Origin of the sequence: Ensifer adhaerens (assembly GCF_020035535.1) — a bacterium.
Taxonomy (GTDB): domain Bacteria; phylum Pseudomonadota; class Alphaproteobacteria; order Rhizobiales; family Rhizobiaceae; genus Ensifer.
In genome coordinates, this window is the sequence record NZ_CP083349.1 from 668,067 (window position 1) to 689,261 (window position 21,195).

24 protein-coding genes are annotated in these 21,195 nt (G+C 62.7%); 12 read left to right on the forward strand and 12 right to left on the reverse strand.

Annotated features, from left to right (window positions below; genetic code table 11):
- Window positions 1-12: 12 nt before the first annotated feature.
- Genes betB through betI (LAC81_RS03215) form a run of 3 tightly spaced genes read right to left on the reverse strand, consistent with a single transcriptional unit; the run spans window position 13 to window position 3,612 of the window.
- The gene (gene betB, locus LAC81_RS03205) at window positions 13-1,476 is read right to left on the reverse strand and encodes a betaine-aldehyde dehydrogenase (RefSeq protein WP_113537933.1); all 1,464 of its coding nucleotides are present in this window, start codon (window positions 1,474-1,476) and stop codon (window positions 13-15) included.
- Window position 1,477: 1 nt separating this feature from the next.
- Window positions 1,478-3,013 (reverse strand): choline-sulfatase, encoded by a 1,536-nt coding sequence (gene betC, locus LAC81_RS03210; RefSeq protein ID WP_223726690.1) that lies wholly within the window; start codon window positions 3,011-3,013, stop codon window positions 1,478-1,480.
- Window positions 3,010-3,612 (reverse strand): transcriptional regulator BetI, encoded by a 603-nt coding sequence (betI, locus tag LAC81_RS03215; protein WP_223726691.1) that lies wholly within the window; start codon window positions 3,610-3,612, stop codon window positions 3,010-3,012. The genes betC and betI (LAC81_RS03215) overlap by 4 nt, the downstream gene beginning before the upstream one ends.
- A 145-nt stretch (window positions 3,613-3,757) precedes the next feature.
- Between betI (LAC81_RS03215) and LAC81_RS03220 the strand changes: the two genes are divergently transcribed.
- Both LAC81_RS03220 and LAC81_RS03225 read left to right on the forward strand, forming a co-directional pair.
- Window positions 3,758-4,306 (forward strand): HdeD family acid-resistance protein, encoded by a 549-nt coding sequence (locus tag LAC81_RS03220; RefSeq protein ID WP_223726692.1) that lies wholly within the window; start codon window positions 3,758-3,760, stop codon window positions 4,304-4,306.
- A gap of 250 nt (window positions 4,307-4,556) precedes the next feature.
- Entirely contained in the window at window positions 4,557-6,353 is a 1,797-nt protein-coding gene (locus LAC81_RS03225) for a GGDEF domain-containing protein (RefSeq protein WP_223726693.1), read from the forward strand.
- Between the two features lies 1 nt (window position 6,354).
- On the opposite strand, the gene betI (LAC81_RS03230) is transcribed toward LAC81_RS03225, so the two are convergent.
- On the reverse strand, window positions 6,355-6,945 hold the full coding sequence (gene betI, locus LAC81_RS03230; protein WP_223726694.1) for a choline-responsive transcriptional repressor BetI: 591 nt from the start codon (window positions 6,943-6,945) through the stop codon (window positions 6,355-6,357).
- Between the two features lie 102 nt (window positions 6,946-7,047).
- On the opposite strand from betI (LAC81_RS03230), the gene choX reads away from it, so the two are divergent.
- The 3 genes from choX to LAC81_RS03245 are packed head-to-tail and all read left to right on the forward strand — an operon-like array spanning window position 7,048 to window position 9,871.
- Complete coding sequence (gene choX, locus LAC81_RS03235; protein ID WP_419195800.1) at window positions 7,048-7,983, forward strand: choline ABC transporter substrate-binding protein; 936 nt, start codon at window positions 7,048-7,050, stop codon at window positions 7,981-7,983.
- Window positions 7,980-8,840 carry an alpha/beta fold hydrolase gene (locus LAC81_RS03240; protein WP_223726695.1) on the forward strand — a complete coding sequence of 287 codons (861 nt, stop codon included), beginning with the start codon at window positions 7,980-7,982 and terminating at the stop codon, window positions 8,838-8,840. The genes choX and LAC81_RS03240 overlap by 4 nt, the downstream gene beginning before the upstream one ends.
- Window positions 8,841-8,872: 32 nt before the next feature.
- Window positions 8,873-9,871: an NAD(P)H-quinone oxidoreductase gene (locus LAC81_RS03245; protein WP_223726696.1), complete on the forward strand. Its 999-nt coding sequence runs from the start codon at window positions 8,873-8,875 to the stop codon at window positions 9,869-9,871.
- Window positions 9,872-10,216: 345 nt separating this feature from the next.
- On the opposite strand, the gene LAC81_RS03250 is transcribed toward LAC81_RS03245, so the two are convergent.
- The gene (locus LAC81_RS03250) at window positions 10,217-10,954 is read right to left on the reverse strand and encodes a DUF3750 domain-containing protein (RefSeq protein ID WP_223726697.1); all 738 of its coding nucleotides are present in this window, start codon (window positions 10,952-10,954) and stop codon (window positions 10,217-10,219) included.
- 71 nt (window positions 10,955-11,025) lie between these two features.
- Between LAC81_RS03250 and LAC81_RS03255 the strand changes: the two genes are divergently transcribed.
- Window positions 11,026-12,033, forward strand: coding sequence for an asparaginase (locus LAC81_RS03255; protein WP_223726698.1), 1,008 nt, complete (start codon window positions 11,026-11,028; stop codon window positions 12,031-12,033).
- 59 nt (window positions 12,034-12,092) lie between these two features.
- Here the strand turns inward: LAC81_RS03255 and LAC81_RS03260 are convergent, their stop codons facing one another.
- Window positions 12,093-12,845 carry a DeoR/GlpR family DNA-binding transcription regulator gene (locus tag LAC81_RS03260; RefSeq protein ID WP_223726699.1) on the reverse strand — a complete coding sequence of 251 codons (753 nt, stop codon included), beginning with the start codon at window positions 12,843-12,845 and terminating at the stop codon, window positions 12,093-12,095.
- 92 nt (window positions 12,846-12,937) lie between these two features.
- Between LAC81_RS03260 and LAC81_RS03265 the strand changes: the two genes are divergently transcribed.
- Window positions 12,938-13,309 (forward strand): DUF4406 domain-containing protein, encoded by a 372-nt coding sequence (locus LAC81_RS03265; RefSeq protein WP_223726700.1) that lies wholly within the window; start codon window positions 12,938-12,940, stop codon window positions 13,307-13,309.
- A 118-nt stretch (window positions 13,310-13,427) separates the two neighbouring features.
- On the opposite strand, the gene LAC81_RS03270 is transcribed toward LAC81_RS03265, so the two are convergent.
- Both LAC81_RS03270 and LAC81_RS03275 read right to left on the reverse strand, forming a co-directional pair.
- The gene (locus LAC81_RS03270) at window positions 13,428-13,772 is read right to left on the reverse strand and encodes a DUF4198 domain-containing protein (protein ID WP_235693167.1); all 345 of its coding nucleotides are present in this window, start codon (window positions 13,770-13,772) and stop codon (window positions 13,428-13,430) included.
- A 17-nt stretch (window positions 13,773-13,789) separates the two neighbouring features.
- The gene (locus tag LAC81_RS03275) at window positions 13,790-14,158 is read right to left on the reverse strand and encodes a hypothetical protein (protein ID WP_223726701.1); all 369 of its coding nucleotides are present in this window, start codon (window positions 14,156-14,158) and stop codon (window positions 13,790-13,792) included.
- A 231-nt stretch (window positions 14,159-14,389) separates the two neighbouring features.
- Here LAC81_RS03275 and LAC81_RS03280 point away from each other — a divergent pair, with 231 nt between their 5' ends.
- Window positions 14,390-15,010 carry a glutathione S-transferase family protein gene (locus LAC81_RS03280; protein WP_223726702.1) on the forward strand — a complete coding sequence of 207 codons (621 nt, stop codon included), beginning with the start codon at window positions 14,390-14,392 and terminating at the stop codon, window positions 15,008-15,010.
- Window positions 15,011-15,026: 16 nt separating this feature from the next.
- Here the strand turns inward: LAC81_RS03280 and LAC81_RS03285 are convergent, their stop codons facing one another.
- Complete coding sequence (locus LAC81_RS03285; RefSeq protein WP_223726703.1) at window positions 15,027-15,950, reverse strand: bestrophin family protein; 924 nt, start codon at window positions 15,948-15,950, stop codon at window positions 15,027-15,029.
- A gap of 170 nt (window positions 15,951-16,120) precedes the next feature.
- Here LAC81_RS03285 and LAC81_RS03290 point away from each other — a divergent pair, with 170 nt between their 5' ends.
- Entirely contained in the window at window positions 16,121-16,705 is a 585-nt protein-coding gene (locus tag LAC81_RS03290) for a dihydrofolate reductase family protein (RefSeq protein WP_223726704.1), read from the forward strand.
- A 5-nt stretch (window positions 16,706-16,710) separates the two neighbouring features.
- Here LAC81_RS03290 and LAC81_RS03295 read toward each other — a convergent pair whose 3' ends face one another.
- Together LAC81_RS03295 and LAC81_RS03300 are read right to left on the reverse strand one after the other, a co-directional pair.
- Entirely contained in the window at window positions 16,711-17,064 is a 354-nt protein-coding gene (locus tag LAC81_RS03295; protein ID WP_223726705.1) for an MmcQ/YjbR family DNA-binding protein, read from the reverse strand.
- Window positions 17,065-17,094: 30 nt separating this feature from the next.
- Complete coding sequence (locus LAC81_RS03300) at window positions 17,095-17,304, reverse strand: hypothetical protein (protein WP_223726706.1); 210 nt, start codon at window positions 17,302-17,304, stop codon at window positions 17,095-17,097.
- 89 nt (window positions 17,305-17,393) lie between these two features.
- Between LAC81_RS03300 and LAC81_RS03305 the strand changes: the two genes are divergently transcribed.
- Window positions 17,394-18,332, forward strand: coding sequence for a LysR substrate-binding domain-containing protein (locus LAC81_RS03305; protein WP_223726707.1), 939 nt, complete (start codon window positions 17,394-17,396; stop codon window positions 18,330-18,332).
- Between the two features lie 24 nt (window positions 18,333-18,356).
- On the opposite strand, the gene LAC81_RS03310 is transcribed toward LAC81_RS03305, so the two are convergent.
- On the reverse strand, window positions 18,357-19,019 hold the full coding sequence (locus LAC81_RS03310; protein WP_223726708.1) for a glutathione S-transferase family protein: 663 nt from the start codon (window positions 19,017-19,019) through the stop codon (window positions 18,357-18,359).
- A 201-nt stretch (window positions 19,020-19,220) separates the two neighbouring features.
- On the opposite strand from LAC81_RS03310, the gene LAC81_RS03315 reads away from it, so the two are divergent.
- Together LAC81_RS03315 and LAC81_RS03320 are read left to right on the forward strand one after the other, a co-directional pair.
- Entirely contained in the window at window positions 19,221-19,589 is a 369-nt protein-coding gene (locus LAC81_RS03315) for a hypothetical protein (RefSeq protein ID WP_223726709.1), read from the forward strand.
- A gap of 131 nt (window positions 19,590-19,720) precedes the next feature.
- Window positions 19,721-21,091, forward strand: coding sequence for a PepSY-associated TM helix domain-containing protein (locus tag LAC81_RS03320; RefSeq protein WP_223726710.1), 1,371 nt, complete (start codon window positions 19,721-19,723; stop codon window positions 21,089-21,091).
- The last annotated feature ends 104 nt before the right edge of the window (window positions 21,092-21,195 follow it).

Consider the following 21,195-nt stretch of genomic DNA (forward strand, 5'->3'; position numbering starts at 1 on the left):
TTAGCCTCAATCTCAATAGGGCGCCTGCACCGGCCCCATGCCGACATAGACGGTCTTCAGCTCGCTGTAGTGGTTGAGCGCCGCCACCGAATTCTCGCGGCCGAAGCCTGACTGTTTCGAACCGCCGAAGGGGATTTCCACCGGGCAGAGATTGTAGGTGTTGATCCAGAGCGTGCCGGCTTCGAGCTGGTCGACCACGCGGTGCGCGCGGGTGATGTCGGCGGTGAAGACGCCGGCCGAAAGGCCGAATTCGGTGGCATTGGCGCGGGCGACCACCTCGGCCTCGTCGTCGAAGTCGAGCACGCACATCACGGGCCCGAAGATTTCCTCGCGCGCGATCGTCATGCCGTCAGTGACGTCGGCAAAGACCGTCGGCTGGATGTAGGTGCCTTCGCTGTTGACCGCATTCGGGATGCCGCCGCCGGTCACGAGCCGTGCGCCTTCGGCCTTGCCCTTCTCGATATAGGAGAAGACCTTGTCGCGCTGCGGCGCCGAGACCATCGGGCCGAGCTGCGTCGCCTCGTCCATGGGATCACCGATGACGATCGCTTCAGTGCGGGTTTTCAGCCGTGTGAGGAACTGTTCCTTGATGCCCTTCTGCACGAAGACGCGGGTGCCGTTCGAGCAGACCTGGCCGGTCGAATAGAAATTGCCGAGCATGGCGCCGCCGATGGCGCTTTCAAGGTCGGCATCGTCAAAGACGATCAGCGGCGACTTGCCGCCGAGTTCCATGGTGACGTGCTTGAGTTCGGCGGCGGCCGCTCCCGCCACCTTCTTGCCGGTCGGCACCGAGCCGGTCAGCGACACCTTGGCGACGTCAGGATGGTTGACCAGCAGCGGGCCCGTCGACCGATCGCCCTGGATGACGTTGTAGAGGCCCTTCGGCAGGCCTGCCTCCACAAGGATCTCGGCGATCTTCAGGGCGCCGAGCGGCGTGTTTTCCGACGGCTTGAAAACCATGGCGTTGCCGGCGGCAAGGGCCGGCGCGCCTTTCCAGCAGGCGATCTGCTGAGGATAATTCCAGGCGCCGATGCCGACGCAGACGCCGAGCGGCACCCGCTTGGTATAGGCGAAGTCGCCGCCGAGCGGGATGTAGTCGCCGTTGAGCGCGGTGGCGATGACGCCGCCGAAGAACTCGAAACTGTCGGCGCCCGAGGTCGGGTCGGCAACGATCGTCTCCTGGATCGGCTTGCCGGTGTCGAGCGTTTCGAGTTCGGAGAGCTCGCGGTTGCGCTCGCGCATGATCTCGGCGGCGCGCTTCAGGATGCGGCCGCGGGCCGTCGGGCTCATCGCCGCCCATTCCGGCTGGGCGCGCTTGGCCGCGGCGATCGCCTTTTCGACGATCGCAGGGGTTGCCGCGTGCAGCCGCGCGATGACTTCGCCCGTTGCCGGATAGATGCTCTCGATGACGGTGCCGCCGATGTCCTCGACATATTCGCCGTCGATGAAGTGCGAGGCTTGTGGTTGGGCTTTCATCTCATTCTCCTCGCGGATAGCGTTTGGATTCCTCGAGATTGTCGAGGTTCATATGGTTGCGCATGTAGCGCTCGGATGCCTTTTGCAGCGGCTGGTGATCCCAGGGGTAGTAGGCGCCGTTTCGCAGCGCCTCGTAGACCACCCAGCGCCGGGCCTGGCTTTCGCGTACAGCCGCATCGAAGGCGTCCATGTCCCAGTGGGCGGCGCACATGTCGCGAAACGCCTGCAAGGTTGCCGCCTGCACCGGCGTTTCCGGATTGGCCGCGAGGTTTTTCAGTTCCAGCGGGTCGGCTTCGAGATCGTAGAGCTGATCCGGGTCGAGCGCGCAGTGGATGTATTTCCACTTGCCTTCGCGAATGGCGACGAGCGGCGCGTAGGAGGCTTCCGCCGCATATTCCATCAGCACCGGCTCTGAGCGCTCCTCGCCGTTGATCATGGGCACGAGGTTGATGCCGTCGGTCCAGGGCTTGACCTCGTCCATGGAAATGCCGGCGAGGTCTGCAAGCGTCGGCGTCACGTCGAGGTTTGAGGTCGGCGCCAGGTGCAGGCCGGGCGCGACGCCGGGTCCGGCGACCATCAGTGGCACCCGGGCTGAACCTTCGAAGAAGTTCATCTTGAACCACAGGCCGCGCTCGCCGAGCATGTCGCCATGATCCGAGCAGAAGAAGATCAGTGTGTCGTCGAGCATGCGGGTGCGGGTCAGCGTGTCCACGAGTTCGCCGACTTTTTCGTCGAGGTAGGAAATGTTGGCGAAATAGGCCCGGCGCGAGCGACGGATATTGTCTTCCGTCAGGTCGAAATTGCCGTAGTCGCAGGAATGCATGATGCGCTTCGAATGCGGATCCTGTTGATCCTCCGGCAGCATGCCGACCTCGGGCAGCAAGTGTTCGCAGTTCTCGTAGAGGTCCCAGAACTTCTTGCGCGCCACATAGGGGTCGTGCGGATGGGTGAACGAGACCGTCAGGCACCAGGGGCGGCGCTCGGCGTCATCGTTTTCACGCGACAGCTGGTAGAGCTTCTGGTTGGCGAGGAAGGCAACCTCGTCGTCATATTCCATCTGGTTGGTGATCTCGGCAACGCCGGCGCCGGTGACCGAACCGAGATTGTGATACCACCAGTCGATGCGCTCGCCGGGCTTGCGATAGTCCGGCGTCCAGCCGAAATCGGCCGGGTAGATATCGGTCGTCAGGCGATCCTCGAAGCCGTGCAGTTGGTCCGGGCCAACGAAGTGCATCTTGCCCGACAGCGCCGTGTAGTAGCCGGCGCGGCGCAGGTGATGCGCATAGGTCGGGATCGAGGACTGGTACTCGGCGGCATTGTCGTAGACGCGGGTGCGGCTCGGCAATTGCCCGGCCATGAACGAGGCGCGGGCAGGGGCGCAGAGCGGCGACGAGGTGTAATTGTTGCGGAACCGGGCCGAGCGGGCGGCGAGCGCCTTCAGGTTCGGTGCATGCAGGAACGCGGCCGGTCCGTCCGGAAAGAACTTTCCGTTCAACTGGTCGACCATGATGATCAGGATGTTCGGTCTTGCGGTCATGCGGCCGTTCCCCGGTATTTGAGCCGATCGATGTGCGAGGTGACGTAGTCTTCCGTGAGTGCGATCGAGGCTTCGATGCTGATGGGCGCGGAGCGCAGACTCTGGCGGATATAAAGCCCGTCGATCATCGCAGCAGCGCCTTCGGCAATGCGTTCCGCGTCATCGTCGGCACAAAGAGCCTTGAGGCTTGCCATGAGATTGGAGCGCAAGCGCCGGGCATAGACCACGAGCAGCCGCCGCACCTCTTCCGACCGCTGCGCCTCCGAATAGAAGGCGAGCCATGCGGCAATCGTATCGGGAGCGAACTGGCTTGCCTGGAAGGAGACGCGGATGAGTGCGCTCAGCCTTTCGTGCGGGCTGACGACTGCGCGAAGCGCTGTCACCGTGTCGTTGCGCAATTGCCTTAGAAGGCTGCGGATCGTCTCGATCAGCAATTGTTCCTTGCTGCCGAAATAGTGGTGGGCAAGGGCAGGGGAGACGCCGGCCTGGCGGGCGATCTCGGACATGGTGACGGTCAGCGTGCCCTGGTCGCCGATCACGCGCAACGCTGCGTCCACCAGCGCCTTGCGGCGCACCGGCTCCATCCCGACCTTCGGCATCCGTCTCTCCCTTGACGGTGGTCAGTTTATTTTTGATTGACTCATCAATCAATAAAAATCTTCGGTGTTTTTGCTTTCCTTTTTCGAAGAAATCCGGCTCAATCCTCCGGTAGCGATCCTGAGTCTCGAAAGACTGGAGGTTGAAATGACCCATGCATTCGATCATGGCGACAAGACTGCTATTGCCGGCAAATGGGGATGGTTCGTAGCACTCGGCGTGCTGTTGATCATGTGCGGTGGTCTTGCCTTCGGCAATCTGCTGATGGCGACCGTCGCCTCGGTCTACTATGTCGGGATCATCATGCTGGTCGGCGGGCTCTTCAACCTCGCCCATGCCTTCCAGGTCAAGGGCTGGGACAGCGTGCTCTACTGGGGGCTGAGCGGCGCCTGCTATACGATCGCCGGTCTCTTTGCCTTCATCAATCCCGTGCTCGCCTCGTCCTTCCTCACCTTCGTGATGGCGATCGCGCTAATCGTCGCCGGCTGCTTCCGCATCTGGGTGGGGCTGAAGCTCCGGCCCGTGCAGGGCTGGGGATGGGTGGCCCTCGGCGGACTGGTCACGCTTGTGGCCGGCCTCATTATCGCCGCCGGCTGGCCAGTCAACAGCCTCTGGATCCTCGGCCTGTTCCTCGCCGTCGACCTCGTGATGCAGGGCCTGTCGCTGATCGCCTTTGGCGTGCTGGCAAAGGGGTGATCTGCCCTCGATCCGTAGAGTTGCGAGCGCAGTGACGGTCGGTGCGCAAGTGCCGGCCTCAGCGCTGTGGCTCGTCTCAGCGATTGCTCATGAAACCACTGATTTCATTAGAGCGTTTGCAGCCGACTGGCACAGTTGCGGTTGTCACATAGCTTTCATCAAAGCTTCATAATGGGGAAAGACTTCCTTGACGGTTGGCGGCCATGTTGCGGGCGTCTGATCGTCCGTTCCCACATTTCTGGAGCCCGGCATGTCCGCCGCCCCCGCCGAAATTCTCTCGCTGCGCCGGTTCGGCGACGACCAGATCGTCACGCTTGCGAAGCTCGTGATCGAGAGCGCCTTCCAGCCGATCGCGGAAGCCGCGACCGGTACCGTCTTCGGTTACGAATCCTTGATGCGCGGCTTCCACAAGCTCGGCTTCGCCTCGCCGCTGGAATTGCTCGACAAGGCCGAAGAAGCCGGACAGCTGCTGGCACTGGAGCACATGATCAACAGCCGCGCCGTCGCCGGTTTCGCGACGCTGCCCGATCATTCCGCACGCACGCTGTTCCTCAATTTCGACTCGCGCCTCGTCGGTGGCGAGGGGGATATCGTTGAGCGCCTCGTCAACCACCTGAAGCGCGCCAACATCGCCCCGTCGTCGCTCTGCTTCGAGCTTTCCGAGCGCTTCGACGGCGGCAAGATGCCGGATTTCTCGGCGCTGGTGCGCGACCTCCGGCTCGCCGGCTTCAAGCTGGCAATCGATGATTTCGGCGCCGGTTTCAACGGGCTGAAGCTGCTTTGCGACCAACCGGTCGATTATGTGAAGATCGACAGGCACTTCATCTCGGGCATCGAGGCCGACGCCCGCAAGCGTCACCTCGTGCGCCACACGGTCAACACCGCCCATGTGCTTGGCACGCGTGTCATTGCCGAAGGCGTCGAGACGGAAGCGGAGTTTCTCACCTGCCGTGACCTCGGCTGTGATCTCGTGCAGGGATACTACGTCGCCCGGCCGACGACCCATCTCAGCGAGCTTCTTCCCGCCTATCCGCATCTCGATCAAAGTGTCAGCGGCAGACGCACCTCCTCTTCGCTTGACGGTATCCTGATCCGCAAGCAGATCGAGCAGCTGCCGACGGTGCGTGAGAGTGACGAGCTCGATTCCGTCTTCGATCTCTTCCGGCGAAATCCGCGCCAGGGCTTCTTTCCCGTCTTGAACGCCAATGGCGAACCGCGCGGCATCCTGCATGAGTATCACGTCAAGGAACTGATCTATCACCCCTTCGGCCGCGATCTCCTGAAGAACAGGATCTACCAGCGGCGGATCTCGCATTTTGCCAGCCCGGCACCGATCGCCGACCTCGACACGCCGGCGGACGAGATGCTGAAGATTTTCGCCGGCATGGACGGAAGCGATTGCCTGATCCTGACGGAGAACATGCGTTACGCCGGCACGCTTTCGGCTTCGTCGCTCCTCAAGATCATCAACGAAAAACAGTTGAAGATGGCACAGGAGCAGAACCCACTGACGGGTCTGCCCGGCAACCGCGCCATCCGCGACTATGTCCAGGACGCGATCCTCGATGGTGACCAGGCGCGCTACTTCTGCTATTGCGACTTCGACGATTTCAAACCCTTCAACGACACCTACGGCTTCCAGAAGGGCGATCTTGCGATCACGCTCTTTGCAGCACTCCTGCGCCGCCATTTCATCGGCGAGGAGAAATTCCTCGGCCATGTCGGCGGCGACGACTTCTTCGTCGGCGTCAGTGGCTGCTCGGTGGAGGAACTCGAGGCGGTTCTGAACCGTCTGCTCGACGATTTCCGCTCCGATGTCTGCCAACTCTATTCGCCGGAACACCAGGCGGACGGCCGCATCAGTGGCCATGGCCGCGACGGCGCGCCGAAGGAATTCCCGTTGATGCGCTGCTCGATTGCCGTCCTGGGTCTGCCCGAAGGCTTCGTCTTTTCCGACGCCCAGGCCGTCAGCGCCCGCATCGCCGAAATCAAATCCCGGGCCAAGGCGAGCGATACCGGGCTTGTGATGGATGCACTCGGCGGCTGAGCTACAGCGAATGTGGTTCAGGCAGGCGGTGAGCCAGATAGTCGTGCATCTGTGCGAGCGCCATGTCCCGCGTCAACCCGCCCGACTGCAATCCGAGCCGCAACCATAGCCCATCGATAAGCGACGTGATGCCCAGTGCCGCTGCCTCGCATTCACCGGCCGGCAGAAGGTGCGACAGAGCGGAGAGTAGGTTCGATCGCATCCGGGCGTGGATGACCTTCTGGATTCGGGCAAGCTGGGGCTCGCGCGGCACTTCGGCGCAAAGCGAAAGCCACGCGTGGCAGACCGAGGGCTGGAAGAAGCGTTCTTCGAAATTCGCCTCGATGATTGCATCCAGGCGCTCGCGCGGCGTGCGTGCCCGATTGAGCCGCTCGACCACGGCTTCTTTTAGCGCCGCATTTGCCTCGCGCATCGCATGCTCGAAAAGCTCCTGCTTGTTGGCGAAATAGTGCAGCACGATGCCTTTGGACGCGCCGGCATGGGTCGCCACCTTCTCGAGTGTCGCGCCGGCCATCCCCTCCCTTTGCAGCACTTCGAAGGCTGCCCGGCGCAACTCGCGCCGCCGGATTTCACTTATTCTCGTCAGTCGCATGGCCGCCTCCAAACGATTCCCACATTGACAATCTTTCCGGAAAGATCAAATGTTGACCCGTGGGACAATATTTAGTCTGCTTGGACAAGATGGGAGAAAGCGATGCCGAATATGAGACTGCTGATGTCCACCGCCGCGCTTGTCGCCGCCGCGAGCCCAGCCCTTGCTGGCGACCCGGACTCCTGTCGGCAGGTAAGGCTGGCTGAGCCCGGATGGAACGACCTGGCGTTCACGACGGGCGTAGGACTGACGGTGTTGAAGGCGCTCGGCTACGAGCCGGAGAGCAAGCTGCTCGGCATAGACGTGATCTACACCAGCCTTCGAAGCCAGGACCTCGACGTCTTCCTCGGCTATTGGGACCCGGCGATGGTCTCTTACTACAAGCCCTACAAGGACGATGGGTCGGTCGAAACGGTGCGAACCAACTTGACTGGCGCAAAGTATACATTCGCCGTGCCCGACTATGTCTGGGATGCCGGTGTGAAGGATTTCTCCGATCTCAAGACCTTTGCCGACAGGTTCGAAAAGAAGATGTACGGCATCGAGCCCGGTTCCAACCAGTTGATGCTTGATGCGGTCAAGGATCCAAGCCTCGGTCTCGATGGCTGGGAGGTGGTCGAATCGAGCGAGCAGGGGATGTTGGCGGAGGTGACTCGCCGGGCGCGGGACAAGTCCTTCATTGTGTTTCAGGGCTGGGCTCCGCATCCCATGAACACGGCGCTCTCGATAAAGTATCTGACCGGCGGCGACAAATTCTATGGGCCGGATTTCGGCGCGGCGACCGTCTCGACGCAGGTTCGCAAGGGCTATCTGCAGGAATGCACGAACGTCGCCAAGCTTCTCAACAATCTGACGTTCGATATCGACTTCGAGAACCGCGGCATGGGTTACTTGATGAATGATGGGCTGGCACCGGAGGAAGCCGGTGCTAAGGCGATCAAGGAAGAGCCGCAGCGTTTGGACGCCTGGCTCGCTGGTGTCACGACTTTTGATGGACAGCCGGGGTTGGCCGCGGTCAAGGCCGCGCTTGGACTGTGACCGCCATCGGCGAGCAGCAATGGACGACGTTGAAGCGGCGGATCGAGCTGCCCGGCGGACGCCAATTCGCCTATGTCGATCGCGGCGAGGGCCCGGCGCTGCTGCTCCTGCATGGATATTCCGATAGCAGTCGCAGCTTCTCGCTGATCGCTCCATTCCTTGCCGGTTACCGCCTGATCATTCCGGATCTTGCCGGGCACGGCGGCTCGAGAGCCGGCCCGGGATTGACGGTTGCTGATCTTGCCGGGGACATCGATTGTCTGGCCGCCAGACTCGGTCTGCGTGACATTGCGATCGTCGGCCACTCCATGGGAGCGATGATCGCCATAGCGCTCGCCGCCCGGCGCCCGGATCTGATCGGGGCGCTCGGTTTGCTATCCGGCAGCCTGCAGCCCAGTCTCGGGGAGGGTAACCCGACTGCGCGGGCGATCCGCGCGCTCAAGGACCCGCTACGTCCGGACCATCCGTTCTTCGATACCTGGCACGCCTGCAGCCGGCCGGTCGACGCCGCATTTCTCGCCCAGCTGCGCCGCGAGGCTGCGGAAATCCCAATCCGGGTCTGGCACGCCATCCTCGACGACCTTGCCGCCATCGACCTTAATTCCGATGCGCGACAACTGCGGGTACCGGTGCTGGCCATTTCAGGCAGTGAGGATCCGCTTTTCGATGCGGGACACCGCCAGCAGCTTGCCGCAATGTTGGCTTCCATCCGTTCGATCACGCTGGAAGGGCATGGCCACAATCCGCACTGGGAGAGCCCCGGGCTCGTGGCCGAACATGTTCTCTCCTTCCTGTCGGCCGCGTTCGGTCCTCCCGGTTCGACAGAAACCCTTTCCGCGGCGCATCACCAGCGCTAGATGTGGCGCATCAGCCAGCGCGAGGTAATGCCATGTCCCTTCCATCGGAAATGAATTTCGTCGACCTTCCGACCCCGGGCGGGCCGGAAAACATGATCCTGAAGAAAGGACCGTTGCCGGAGGTGAAGCCAGGCGACATCCTCGTTCGGGTAGAGGCGGCCGGTATCAATCGCCCTGACGTCCTGCAGCGCAAGGGCGATTATCCGCCGCCGCCGGGCGCAAGTCCGATCCTCGGCCTCGAAGTCGCGGGCGAGGTCGTGGCGCTGGGCGCGGGTGCCAAGGGCTTTCAGGTCGGCGACAAGGTCTGTGCGCTCGCCAATGGCGGCGGTTATGCGGAATATGCGGCAGTCCCCGCCACCCAAGCGCTCGCCTGGCCGAAGGGCTACGACGCGGTGAAGGCGGCGGCCTTGCCCGAAACCTTCTTCACCGTCTGGGCCAATGTCTTCGACATGGCGGGCCTCAAGGCGGGTGAGACAATCCTCATCCATGGCGGCTCGAGCGGTATCGGCACGACGGCGATCCAGCTTGCCAAGGCCTTGGGCGCCGAGGTCCTCGTCACGGCCGGCAGTGCCGAGAAATGTCGGGCTTGCGAGGCGCTCGGTGCAAGGCGCGCGATCAACTATCGCGACGAGGACTTCAAGACGGTCGTTCTCGAAGAGACCGGCGGGCGCGGCGTCGACGTCATTCTCGACATGGTCGGCGGGCGTTACTTCGATCGCAACATCGCATCGCTTGCCAAGGACGGCCGCTTGTCGATCATCGCCTTCCTCGGCGGCGCCAAGGTCGAGGCGGCGAACATCGCGCCGATCCTGACGAAACGGCTGCATGTCATGGGCTCGGCCCTTCGTCCGCGCACGGCGGCGGAAAAGCAGGCGATCCGTGATGGCCTTGTCGAAAAGGTCTGGCCGTTGCTGGAAACAGGCAAGGTCGCGCCGGTCATTCATTCCGTCCTTCCCTTCAGCGCAGTGGCCGACGGTCACCGGCTGATGGAAGAGGGCGACCATATCGGCAAGATCATCATGTCCATGTGATCGGCAAGATCATCATGCCTATGTGAACTGCGGCACGACGATGGAATGCGATCTTCGACCATCGTCGGTCTTGTAATCGGTGACGGATCGCTTACCTTGACGTCATCAGCAACGAATAGAAAGGAAGGTGGTCCAATGTCTAATGAGATTTCGGTCTTGGTGAAGGGCATGGAAGAGGTGAACGTGTCGAGGCAGCCCTCGGCGTGATTCCCGCCTTCCTTCGGGTCTGAAAGCCCGGGCCATTCACACGGCCAGAACTCATGGAAGGGTCGCCTCGGGCGGCCCTTTTCCATTTTCAGTGTTTCACGCCAGAACCTTCGTACTCAAATGTTGGAACTGTGCAGATCATACCCCGAAGCGCCCGAGTGCCGGGATCTTGATCCCGGGCCTGGCAAAATCGAAACCGGCGACGAGCCCGAAGAAATGCAGTTCGAGGCCGCTGCGCACGCCCGCCGAGATGCCGGCCAGGCCATAAAGCGTCGCGTGCATGTCGCGGCCGTCGGCGTCGATCTGGAACAGCCTGCCCTCTGCCAGATAGTCGCGGCCGACGGCGTCTGGCGGTAGCACTGCGCCGAGTTCCGGCACGGAGCGCAGCACATGGGCGACAAAGGTGTTGGAGTTCGGGCCCGGCCAGATCCGGTAGCCGCCGGGCGAAGCATAGGGATAGCTGGCGATCGCGGCTTCGATCCTCGGGATCAGCCGGCTGGCTTCGGCGCCCTTGACTGAGACGACCAGCCTCGGTTCGTTGGAGTACCAGCGGGCGTCGGCGGGATAGCCGTTCCGGCGGATCGGCTTGCCCCATCCAACCTTGTCGTAGCGATCGTAGGAGGGAGCGCCCTCATCCTTGGTTACGATCCAGGCGTGGCTGGCGACTGCGCCCTTCATGCCGCCGGTTGTCGCGGAGAACACGTAAATCGCTGCTTCCGCGCTTTCGCTCGCCTTTGGCAGGAGGCCGGCCGAAGACCAGTCCGCATCGCGCCAGCTCTGGGGCCGGTCCTGCATATACCACCAGCCGGCCGAGGCCAGCGCCGGCAACAGGTAAATGACAAGAAAGGCGGCGGCGAGCCTGCGGACGAATTTCATGAAAACTCCGTTTCCTGTTGCTGGAATCCTGCTAAATGCACGGAGCAATTTCGGAAATTTGAGGGCAAGGCATGTCGAATCCCGTTCTCGTCGAAGTCACCCGTGGAAACCTGGTCGAAAGCCGTCATCGCGGCTTCGTGATCGCCGTCGACGGCGACGGCAAAACCGTCTTCTCGCTGGGCGAAACGGACAGCGCCGTCTTCCCGCGTTCGGCCTGCAAGGCGATGCAGGCGCTGCCGCTGATGGAAAGCGGTGCGGCGGATGCCTACGGTTTCGGCAACAGGGAACTGGCGCTGGCCTGTTCGTCCCATTCCGGCGAGTCGGAGCATGTGGAGCTTGCCGCCAAGATGCTTGCCGCTGCCGGCCGCGATGTTTCGGCGCTGGAATGCGGCGCCCATTGGTCGTCCGACCAGAAGACGCTGATCGCCCAGGCTCGCAGCCTCGACGCTCCGACGGCGCTTCATAACAATTGCTCCGGCAAGCATTCCGGCTTCATCTGCGCCTGCTGCCACTCCGGCACCGAAGTGAAGGGCTATGTCGGCTACGATCATCCGCTGCAGCGGGAGATCCGCGGCACGATGGAAAGCCTGACGGGTGCGATCCTCGCCAAGGACAATTGCGGCGTCGACGGTTGCTCGATCCCGACCTATGCCGTGCCGCTGAAGGGCCTCGCACATGGTTTCGCGAAGATGGCGACCGGCGCCGGTCTTGAGCCCGAGCGCGCTCGCGCATCGAAGCGGCTGATCGAAGCCTGCATGGCCGAACCCTTCTTCGTCGCCGGCACCAAGCGCGCCTGCACACGGCTCATGAAGACGGCGCCCGGCCGCATCTTCGCCAAGACCGGTGCCGAGGGCGTCTTCTGTGCCGCCATTCCGGAAAAGGGCATCGCGATCGCGCTGAAGTGCGAGGACGGCGCGACGCGCGCCGCCGAAGCCATGGTCATCGCAACGCTTGCCCGCTTCTTCCGTGACGAGCCGGATCTGCACACCGCCCTGATGGCACAGGCAAACCACTCCATGCGCAATTGGAACGGCATCCACGTCGGCGACGTCAGAGTGACGGAAGCTTTCGCCGCCTGACTGGCCGAAGACCCGGCCGCGGTGTGCGAATGAAGCGGCCGACAGCGCCCGCACAGGCATCAGGCAGTGATGATTGTGATGTTTGTGTTTTGATACGGCGCGAGCATCTCGTCGCCGATCTCCTCCGGTACGATGAAGCCGCTGAGGTCGGAGATATCGGCCACGCGGTGCGGCGAGACCGCACCGAATTTCTCAGACGTAGCAAGCACATAGATGTCGGCCGCCTGTTTCAGGATCGCGCGCTTGACCGCCGCCTCCTCATAGTCTCCGGTCGATGCGCCGTGCGCCGGGTGAATGGCGGTGACGCCAAGGAAGAACAGATCGACGCGGATGCCGGCGATTGCGGCCAGGGCAGCAGCCCCCGTCGCAACCATCGAATGCTTGTAGAGACGGCCACCGATCAGGATCACCTCGGCCTCGTGCCGCTCGAGTTCGGCGGCAATCGTCGGGCTGTGGGTGACAACCGTCAGCCGCGTCTGGCGTGGCAGCGCCCGTGCGACTTCCGCGTTGCTCGTGCCCCCGTCGAGAAAGATCGTCTGGCCCGCCTCGATCATTGATGCGGCCTTTCGCCCAAGCCGGCGTTTGACATCGCCGGCGATCGCCTGCCGCGCGGCAAAGTCCGGTAGCGGCGGCACCAGCGGCAGCGCGCCGCCATGCACGCGCTTCAGCAAACCTTCCGCCGCCATTTCGCGCAGATCGCGTCGGATCGTGTCCTCAGACAGGTCCAGTTCGTCCGCCAGGCGCTTGGCGACGATCTCGCCGTCGCGCGACAGCCGTGCCGAAATCAAAGCCCGTCTCTGTGTTGTCAGCATCAATGCCTCCTTGACTCTTCACGATATTGCACGAATTATCATGAATATTCCAGAATGATCTGGATATTTCGTGTAAAAATGTGGAGAAAAACATGCTGATTTTGATCGCAGGACCCTATCGCTCGGGAACCGGAGACGATCCGGCGAAAATGGCTGCCAACCTCAAGCGACTGGAGGCGCCGTCTCATGCGCTGTTCCGGGCGGGCCATGTGCCCATGATCGGCGAATGGGTGGCGCTGCCGGTCTGGAATGCGGCGGGTGGCGAACGGGTCGGCGACGACCTCTATGAGGAAATCTTCCACCCGGTGGCCGGACGACTGCTGGCGCTCTGCGACGCGGTGCTGCGCCTGCCGGGCGACAGCAAGGGCGCCGACAACGACGTGCGCATCGCCCGCGAGCGCGGCATTCCCGTCTACTACAGTCTGGAAGACGTACCTGGTTGCGGTGAGGCGCTCGTTGCCTGATCGCGAACGGCCCGGCAGGGATACCTGCCGGGCCTCATCAATAGGTCGGGCGCCGCCGTTCGTGCCCAACGGTCGTCATCGCGGGATCCCGAGGGGCGCCACGCGATGACGAGTTGGGCTATTCGTGCACGTGCGGTTCGGCGATGAAGGTCAACGTCGCCGTCAGCCCCTTCTTGTCGGCGGCGACATTGCCTTCGAGCGGGATCGCGTGGCTTACGGCGAGAATGTTGACGCCGGCATTGCGCAGCATCACCTCGGCCTCGCCATTCGCGTTCGTCTTTTCGGAGACGAGTTCAGGCAATCCGGCATAGTCGAGGGTGATTTGCTTGCCTTCGAGCGGCTTGCCTTCAAGCAGGAGGCGGACGCGAAATTTTTCGCCCGGTTTCAGGCCGACAGGGTTGTCGAGCGGAACGATCTGCAAGGGCTGAGCTGGGAAGGCTGGTAGGTCACCATGCGCGTGCACCAGCGCAATGCTGTATTTTACCGAATGGCTCGCCTGCTTGGCGCCGGCACTTCATTCTTCGGTTTATTCACCCATTTGCCGTCAGCCCCTTCGCTCCAGAAGCCGTTGTCGAATTCGAGCGCGACGAGGGCCGGTTCGCCGTCGAGTTTCAGCGAGGCGTGGTTGTCCGCTGGCACGATCGTCACCGGCAGCATCTTGCCGTCCTCGCCAATCGCCGAGACGGATTTTACCTTGGCCGGGTCATAGGCTTCGTCCGCTGGACCATGACCGCAGATCACCGCAAGCGTTCCCCAGCGTTCGCCGATCCATGCGCCGTGGGAAAGGGCGGGTGTGGCGGCGGCAGAAAACAGGCCGGCGGCGATGAGGGTTGAAAAGAGCGTCTTCATAAGCAACTCCAATAATGTTATAACGTAACGACAGCGTTGTATTGAAATCCGTTCGGGCTTGTCAATCGGGGTCACATCCTTTCTTCTGCGGCCGATCTTCGTTAGTCACTAAAAGGCAGGACGTCCGCAGTTCGCCTTACGCAGTCCGCTTCAGTGCATCAGAGTTGAAGGCAGGGTCGGGTCTGCCGGCATCACGTCATCCGATCCGCATGACCGCAGAGGAGAGTTCAAGTGTTGAAATTGTTCTATGCACCGGGCACCTGCTCATTGGCCTCGCATATTGCGCTGGAGGAGGCGGGCGCGGACTACGAGGCGCGCCGCGTCGATTTCTCGACGGCCGAACAGACCACGCCGGATTATCTCGCGGTCAACCCGAAGGGCCGGGTTCCGGCACTCCTGACCGATCGGGGCGTCATCACCGAAACGCCGGCGATCCTCACCTATATTGCTGAGACGCATCCGGCGGCGAACCTGGCACCGAGGGGCGATGCCTTTGCCTTTGCGCAGGTGCAGTCGTTCATGAACTATCTCTGCTCGACGGTGCATGTCGCCCATGCCCATGCGCGTCGCGGTGCGCGCTGGGCCGACGATCCGGCAGCGCACGAGGCCATGAAGGCCAAGGTTGCCTCCAACATGGCAGCCTGCTTCGAACTGATCGAAGGCAAGATGTTCGAAGGCCCGTTCGTGCTGGGAGAGACCTATTCGGTCGCCGATCCCTATCTCTTCACCATCGCCGGCTGGCTCGAGCCAGATGGGGTTGACCCGGCTCGTTTCCCGAAGATCCTGGATCACCGTAACCGCATGACCGCGCGTCCGGCCGTCGCCCGGGTATTGGCGGTGCTCAAGGCCTGAGCCTCGCCATTCCGAGCTACATCAGGATGTAGTCCTTCGGCTGCGGCAGCGGCGGAAGGTCCGTTTCGCCGAGCGCTTCGCGCAGGTTGATCTCGATCGTTTCGGCAAGCGCCATGATCGGCAGGTCGTTCGGCAATACGCCGAACGGCTCCTCCAGCTCGTCTCCGAGTGCATCGAGGCCGAAGAAGGTGTAGGCGACCAGCGCGGTAACGAAGGGCGTCGCCCATCCGAGCGCATCGGCAAATCCGAAGGGCAGCAGGAAGCAAAAGAGATAGGCGGTGCGGTGCAGGAGCAGCGTGTAGCCGAAGGGTACCGGCGTGTTGCGGATGCGCTCGCAGGCCGCAAGCATCGCCGACATCCTGCCGACCGTGCCGTCCAGTTGTGCCCACTGAAAGTCGCTGATCGTGCCGGCAGCTCGCAAGCCCGCGAGGTCACGTCCCATCTCACGCAAAAGGTAGTCCGGCGCGTTGCGGCTCGCCTTGTAGCCCGGAACGAGATCGTCGGGCAGTCTTGCGAGCGCTTTGGCGGCGTGATTGCCCGGCCGCAAGTGACCAACCAGGGTGTGAGCGAAGCCGATCGCAATGTTGAGGAGCCGGTGTCGCGCCGCGTCCCCCGATGCTGTCGCGTCGACCAGGACCAGTGTCTGGCGTGCGAGATCGCGCGAGGTGAAGATCAGTTGCCCCCAATCTTTCCGCGCCTCCCACCAGCGGTCGTAGCAGGCGTTGTTTCGGAAGCCGAGAAACACAGAGAGCGCGATCCCGAGCAGGGCGAAGGGGCCGCTGTTGACACTCGGGACGATGCCGGGATCGGCGCGGTGCGCCCAGACGACAAAGGCGGAAAGGCCGAAGACGAACAGGACCTGCGGAAAGATCCGCTGGATGACCGATCCCCTGAGGATGAAGAACAGTTTCAGAAGGCTGGGGCGGTCGCGAACAATCATGGAAGAGCACCTGTGCGGCTATCGTTTCCACCGGTATAGGCGCCGGCTCTGAAATGGAAGGCCGCTCATCGGATGCTGCCAGCTGTCGGAGAGAGATTTTTGCCGCTGGTGTCGGCTCGGTTGCCGCGCGCACGTCCTTGTTGCGTCACGCCAACAGGGAGACAACGACGATGCGCAAGGTGGTTGCCGGCATGCAGATGTCCATCGATGGGATGATCGACGAACCGGATGGCTACACGGATTGGGTCGATTCCTGGTCGGACACCTTCGACCTCTTGCCAGAGATCGATGCCTGTGTCCTCGGAAGCGGCATGTATACGGGCTACGAACAATATTGGAGTGCGATCAAACGCGATCCTCATGCGCCGCTGGAGTTCACCGGCAAGGCACCGACGCAGGAGGAGATCGAATACGCGGATTTTGCCCTCCGCACGCCGCATTATGTTCTCACGAAGATCCGCGCCGATGTGCAATGGGCCAACGCCAGCATTGTTCGCGAAGTTGAAGGGATAGAGCGGTTAAGGCGCCAGCCGGGCCGATCCATCTATGTCGTCGGCGGCGCCAGGACGGTGTCGAGCTTGATGGACCACGGCCTGATCGACGAATTGCGTCTTACCATCCATCCCCTGGTGGTCGGCCAAGGCAAGGCGCTGTTCGATACCGTCAGCCAGCGCCACTACGTCCATCTTGAGGATGTGAAGAGGATGGATGACGGCAGGGTCTGCCTGATCTACAAGGTCGGCGATCGGAGCTGAAGCGTTCACCGGGCGAATTTCGCCGCAAGCCGCTTCGGCGCTTTCTGACGCCATGCGGCAACCAGCCGCCCGGTCAAGCTCCTGTCGTCGATCGTAGAAAGCCTGACCAGCATCGCCGGCCAGCCTTTGTAGTGATCCGTTTCGAAATAGAGCTGCGGATCGAGTTCCAGCAGCATTTCCTTTTCTTCGAGCGAGCACATGACGACGAGCGTCTCGCCATCCTTCATGCGCGCGAAGCTCTTGTCTTTCACCAGCAGCGCCGGCGCGCCGTAGGAGGTGCCGATCGAAACCTCCGGCAGGCCGGCGGCTTCCGCCAGCTTGACGACCCGTGTGAAGTTGCGGTGGAGGCCCTCGCTCATACCGTCAGCATATCACGCGGACATTGCGCGTCACCGGCCCCCGGCCTGCAGGCAATCTTGCGTGCAGTCGGCGGCGCGCGGCCAGGGCCAGCCGGGAAACGGCAGGTCTCCAAGTGCACGCTCGTCCATGCGCTCGAGATCCGGGTGCTGCAGTGGGTCGCGGGCCCAGGCCAGCGGCGCATCCTGCTTCCGGCGTTCAGAAGTGGCGTATGCGGTCAATGTCGAGAAAAGCTTCAACATGGCGGACCATCCTTTCGATGCTTGGATGCTCTGCCTCTCGGACGTCATTTTCAATTGAGAATGGCACCGAACGGGTTTAGGAAAACTATATGAGAGATCTGAACTCCGTCCATCTGAATGGGCTGCGCGCCGTCGAAGCGGCTGGCCGCCTGGGTTCCTTGGCGGCAGCCGCTGAGGAACTCGGCGTGACTTCCGGTGCGGTGAGCCAGCAGATTGCCAAGGCGGAATCCCAGCTTGGCCGTATCCTTTTCGAGCGCACGCCGCGCGGTCTCGTGCCGACCGACTTTGGCCAGCGCTTCCTGGCGCGCCTCAGCAACGCCTTTCAGGAACTGGCGGAGGCCGTGGCCTCGGCACGGCGACGCGACGAGTCGGTGCTGACGATCTCGGTCGCGCCGGTCTTTGCCGCCCGCTGGCTGGTCTACCGGCTGAACCGTTTCGCCGAGCGGCATCCCGACATTCGCCTGCGCATCGACGCCACGACCAAACTCGTCAATCTCGACACGTCCGATGTCGATGTCGGCATCCGTGTGGGCTCGGGTGAGTGGCCGGGCGCGAGGTCCGAACTGCTGTTGCAGCAGGAGATCTTTCCCGTCTGTTCACCGGCCATGGCGCAGAACTTGCGAGTGCCCGCAGATATTCTAAAGCTCCCTGCCGTCATCGACGGTCACTCGATGTTCAGCTGGGAAGTGTGGCTTCGCGAGGTCGGCCTCGCCGGCGCCGAAATGAACGTGCGCCACACCTTCAACGAGGCGTCGCTGGTGCTCGATGCGGCAATTTCGGGGCAGGGGGTCATGCTCGCCTGGCAGACGCTTGCGGGCTTTGCGCTCACCCAGGGCAGTCTGGTCGTGCCCTTCGGTATCCGGGTCGCCACCGGCTACGGCCACTACTTTGTCAGTTCGCCATCGCGGCGGGAAAGCAAGGCCGCAGCCGCCTTCAAGCGCTGGGTTCGTGACGAGGTGGAGGAGGGCATGCGTTTGCTTGATATCAGGGCGCCGCGCGTTCACTTCGACGCGGCGACCATGAGCTGATCTTCAGAAGCCCCTCCGGGCGGCTCAATCCGCCGACTCTTTCAGCCGCTCTTCCATCATCGCCCTGAAGGCCGGGCGGGCTTGGCAGCGGGCAAGCCAGGCCGAAACGCGCGGGTGTTTCTCGAAGATCTGCTTCTGGCTCATGGCGTAGCGGAAGACTTCCGCAAGGTTGAGGTCGGCGACGGTGAAGCGATCGCCGACGAGGTAGTCGTGTCCTTCGAGGTGCTTCTCCAGGCGGGCAAACACCTTGTCGAGGGACTTGGCGCAGGTGGCGATCGTCGCCCGGCCTTCGTCTGTTTCCTCGGCGCCGTAGTCGTAGGTCAGGATGATCTGCACCGCATGCGGCTCGACCTCGGTCGCCGCCCACATCGTCCAGTTGCCCATCAGCCCCTCTTCGGCGATGTTGGCGGGCGCGAGCGGGCCGCCGTACTTGCGGGCGAGATAGAGATTGTTGGCAAGCGATTCCGTCAGCACGACGCCGTCGTCTTCGATCGCCGGGATCAGCCCCATCGGGTTGACGGCGAGGAAGGCCGGCGACTTGGTGTTGATCGGTGCGTCTGCGGCAAGCGGATCGGCAACCCGGCGCGCCTGGATGACCGGAACGGCTGTGAAGGGGATGCCGAGCTCCCGCGCCATCCAGTAATTGCGCGATGCGCGCGAGCGATAGACCCCATAGATCGTCAGCATGTCGAACTCCTCCCGTCGTTGCCGTGGCCTGTCTTACGGCAAGCGCGCAGGAGGACGGAAGCTGGCGCGGCTGATATCACGCATGAAATCTTTTGATGCGCCATGCGGCTCATTGTCGGCTTGTCTTTCCAGCCGTTGGTCTTTAGCTGTCGCAGTCGATTTTTGGGGGCATTTTTGGCACGACGATATCTGGGAGATCGGTTGACGAACTTGGCGGCGCGTATGCTTTGTGCGCTCGTTCTCGTCATATCGGCTCTGGTCCAGCAGCCGGCGGTCGCCATGCCGGTCGCAACGGCCGCGGCCGCCTATGCGCTTCCCGATGGCACCTTTGCCGATCTCTGCCTCACCGGCCACGATGATGCCGACGGAAAGGGCAGCACGAAAGGACATGGATGCCAGTCCTGCTGCCTCGTCGCGCCCGCCGATCTGCCGGCGCCCTTTCCGATCGCGGCACCCGTGCGATCACTCGCCTGGGGCACGCCGATCCCTGCGAACGAACTTCTGCTTGTCCGCGTGGTCCTTCGCGGCGGCACGGGACCACGGGCGCCACCATCGGGTTTCTCCGCCTGACATCCGCTTGAGGAGCGGCTTACGGCCTCCCAGGCGTCGACGCAACTGTTCGACGTCGCCGGCCGTGAGCCGCGACCGACCCGCCCATCGTGAGGCAAAGCCGCGAAATGCGGTTTTCCCTGGAGAAACCCATGACAACCGCATCCTTTACCGGCGCCACAGCGCAGCCGGTGGCCGCCGAGCGCGGCATCTCCCTCTATCGCGCCATCTGGCGCTGGCACTTCTTTGCCGGTCTGCTCGTTATCCCTTTCATGATCAGCCTGGCTGTGACCGGCGGCCTCTATCTCTTCAATGACGAGATCGACGATACCGTTTTTGCCTATCGCAACATCGTGCCTGTCGGTCCCGATCGGATGCTGCCCTCGGCCATCGTCGCTACAGCCGTCGAGTCGGTGCCCGGCAGCGCCGCGGTCTCCTATCGCACGCCCGCAGGTGTCGATCGCTCGGCGCGCGTCACGGTCGGCATCGGCAAGGCCCGCATGCTGGTCTTCGTCGATCCCTATACCGGCGCAATCCTCGATCAGATTGCGCCGACCGAAGAGTTCAATCAGGTGGTCGAGGACCTGCACAGCCTCGACTATTTCGGCAAGTCGGTCGAAACGATCATCGAGATCGTTGCGGGTTTTGCGATCCTGCTGGTTTTCACCGGCATCTATCTCTGGTGGCCACGCCAGCAGACCGGCGGCGTGCTGACCGTACGCGGTACGCCTTCGCGCCGCGTGTTCTGGCGCGACCTCCATGCCGTGACCGGCATCGTCGCCGGTCTGCTCATCGTCTTCCTGGCCTTCTCCGGTTTGCTGTGGTCCGGCTACTGGGGCGCCACCGTCAACGCCAAGCTGACGTCCATGGGGCTCGGCTATCCGGCGGTGCTTTGGGACGATGTTCCGACTTCGACTAAGGTCTCGACCGGCGTCCTGCCCAAAGCCAACTGGCTGATGGAGAACGCGCCGGTCCCGACTTCGAGCAGCAGCGCCGCCGAGCCTGTCGGCATCGACCGCGCAGTGGCGATCGCCGATGACGCCGGCATGCTGCCCGGCTATGAGCTGGCGCTTCCGGCCGACGAGAGCGGTGTCTATACGGCCGCGATCTTTCCGGCCGAACTCGCACGTGAGCGCACGATCCACATCGACCAATATTCCGGCAAGCCGCTCGTCGATGTTGCCTTCGGCAACTATCCGGCACTCGGAAAGGCGATCGAATGGAGCATCAACGTGCACAAGGGGCAGGAGTGGGGACGCCCCAACCAACTGCTGATGCTCGCGGCTTGCCTGTCCATCGTGCTCGTCTCCCTTTCCGCCATCGTCATGTGGTGGAAGCGTCGCCCGGCGGGGCGCATTGGAGTGCCGCCGATGCCGCCAAGGCGCAGCGTCTATGCGGGATTGTGGATCATGGCCATTCTCTCTGGACTGGCCTTTCCGCTGACGGGCCTCGCCATCCTCGTCATGGTGGTGGCCGACCAATTGCTGATGCTCCTTCCGGCAGCACGCCGGCGCCTGTCCTGAACATGCCTGGGGGTGGCATTGTCCACCCTTCGTTCAACTCTGCTGACTTCGAGATTGCAACCTCTACACGATTTTTCTACAAGTTATTTAGGAAGAGCTAACTC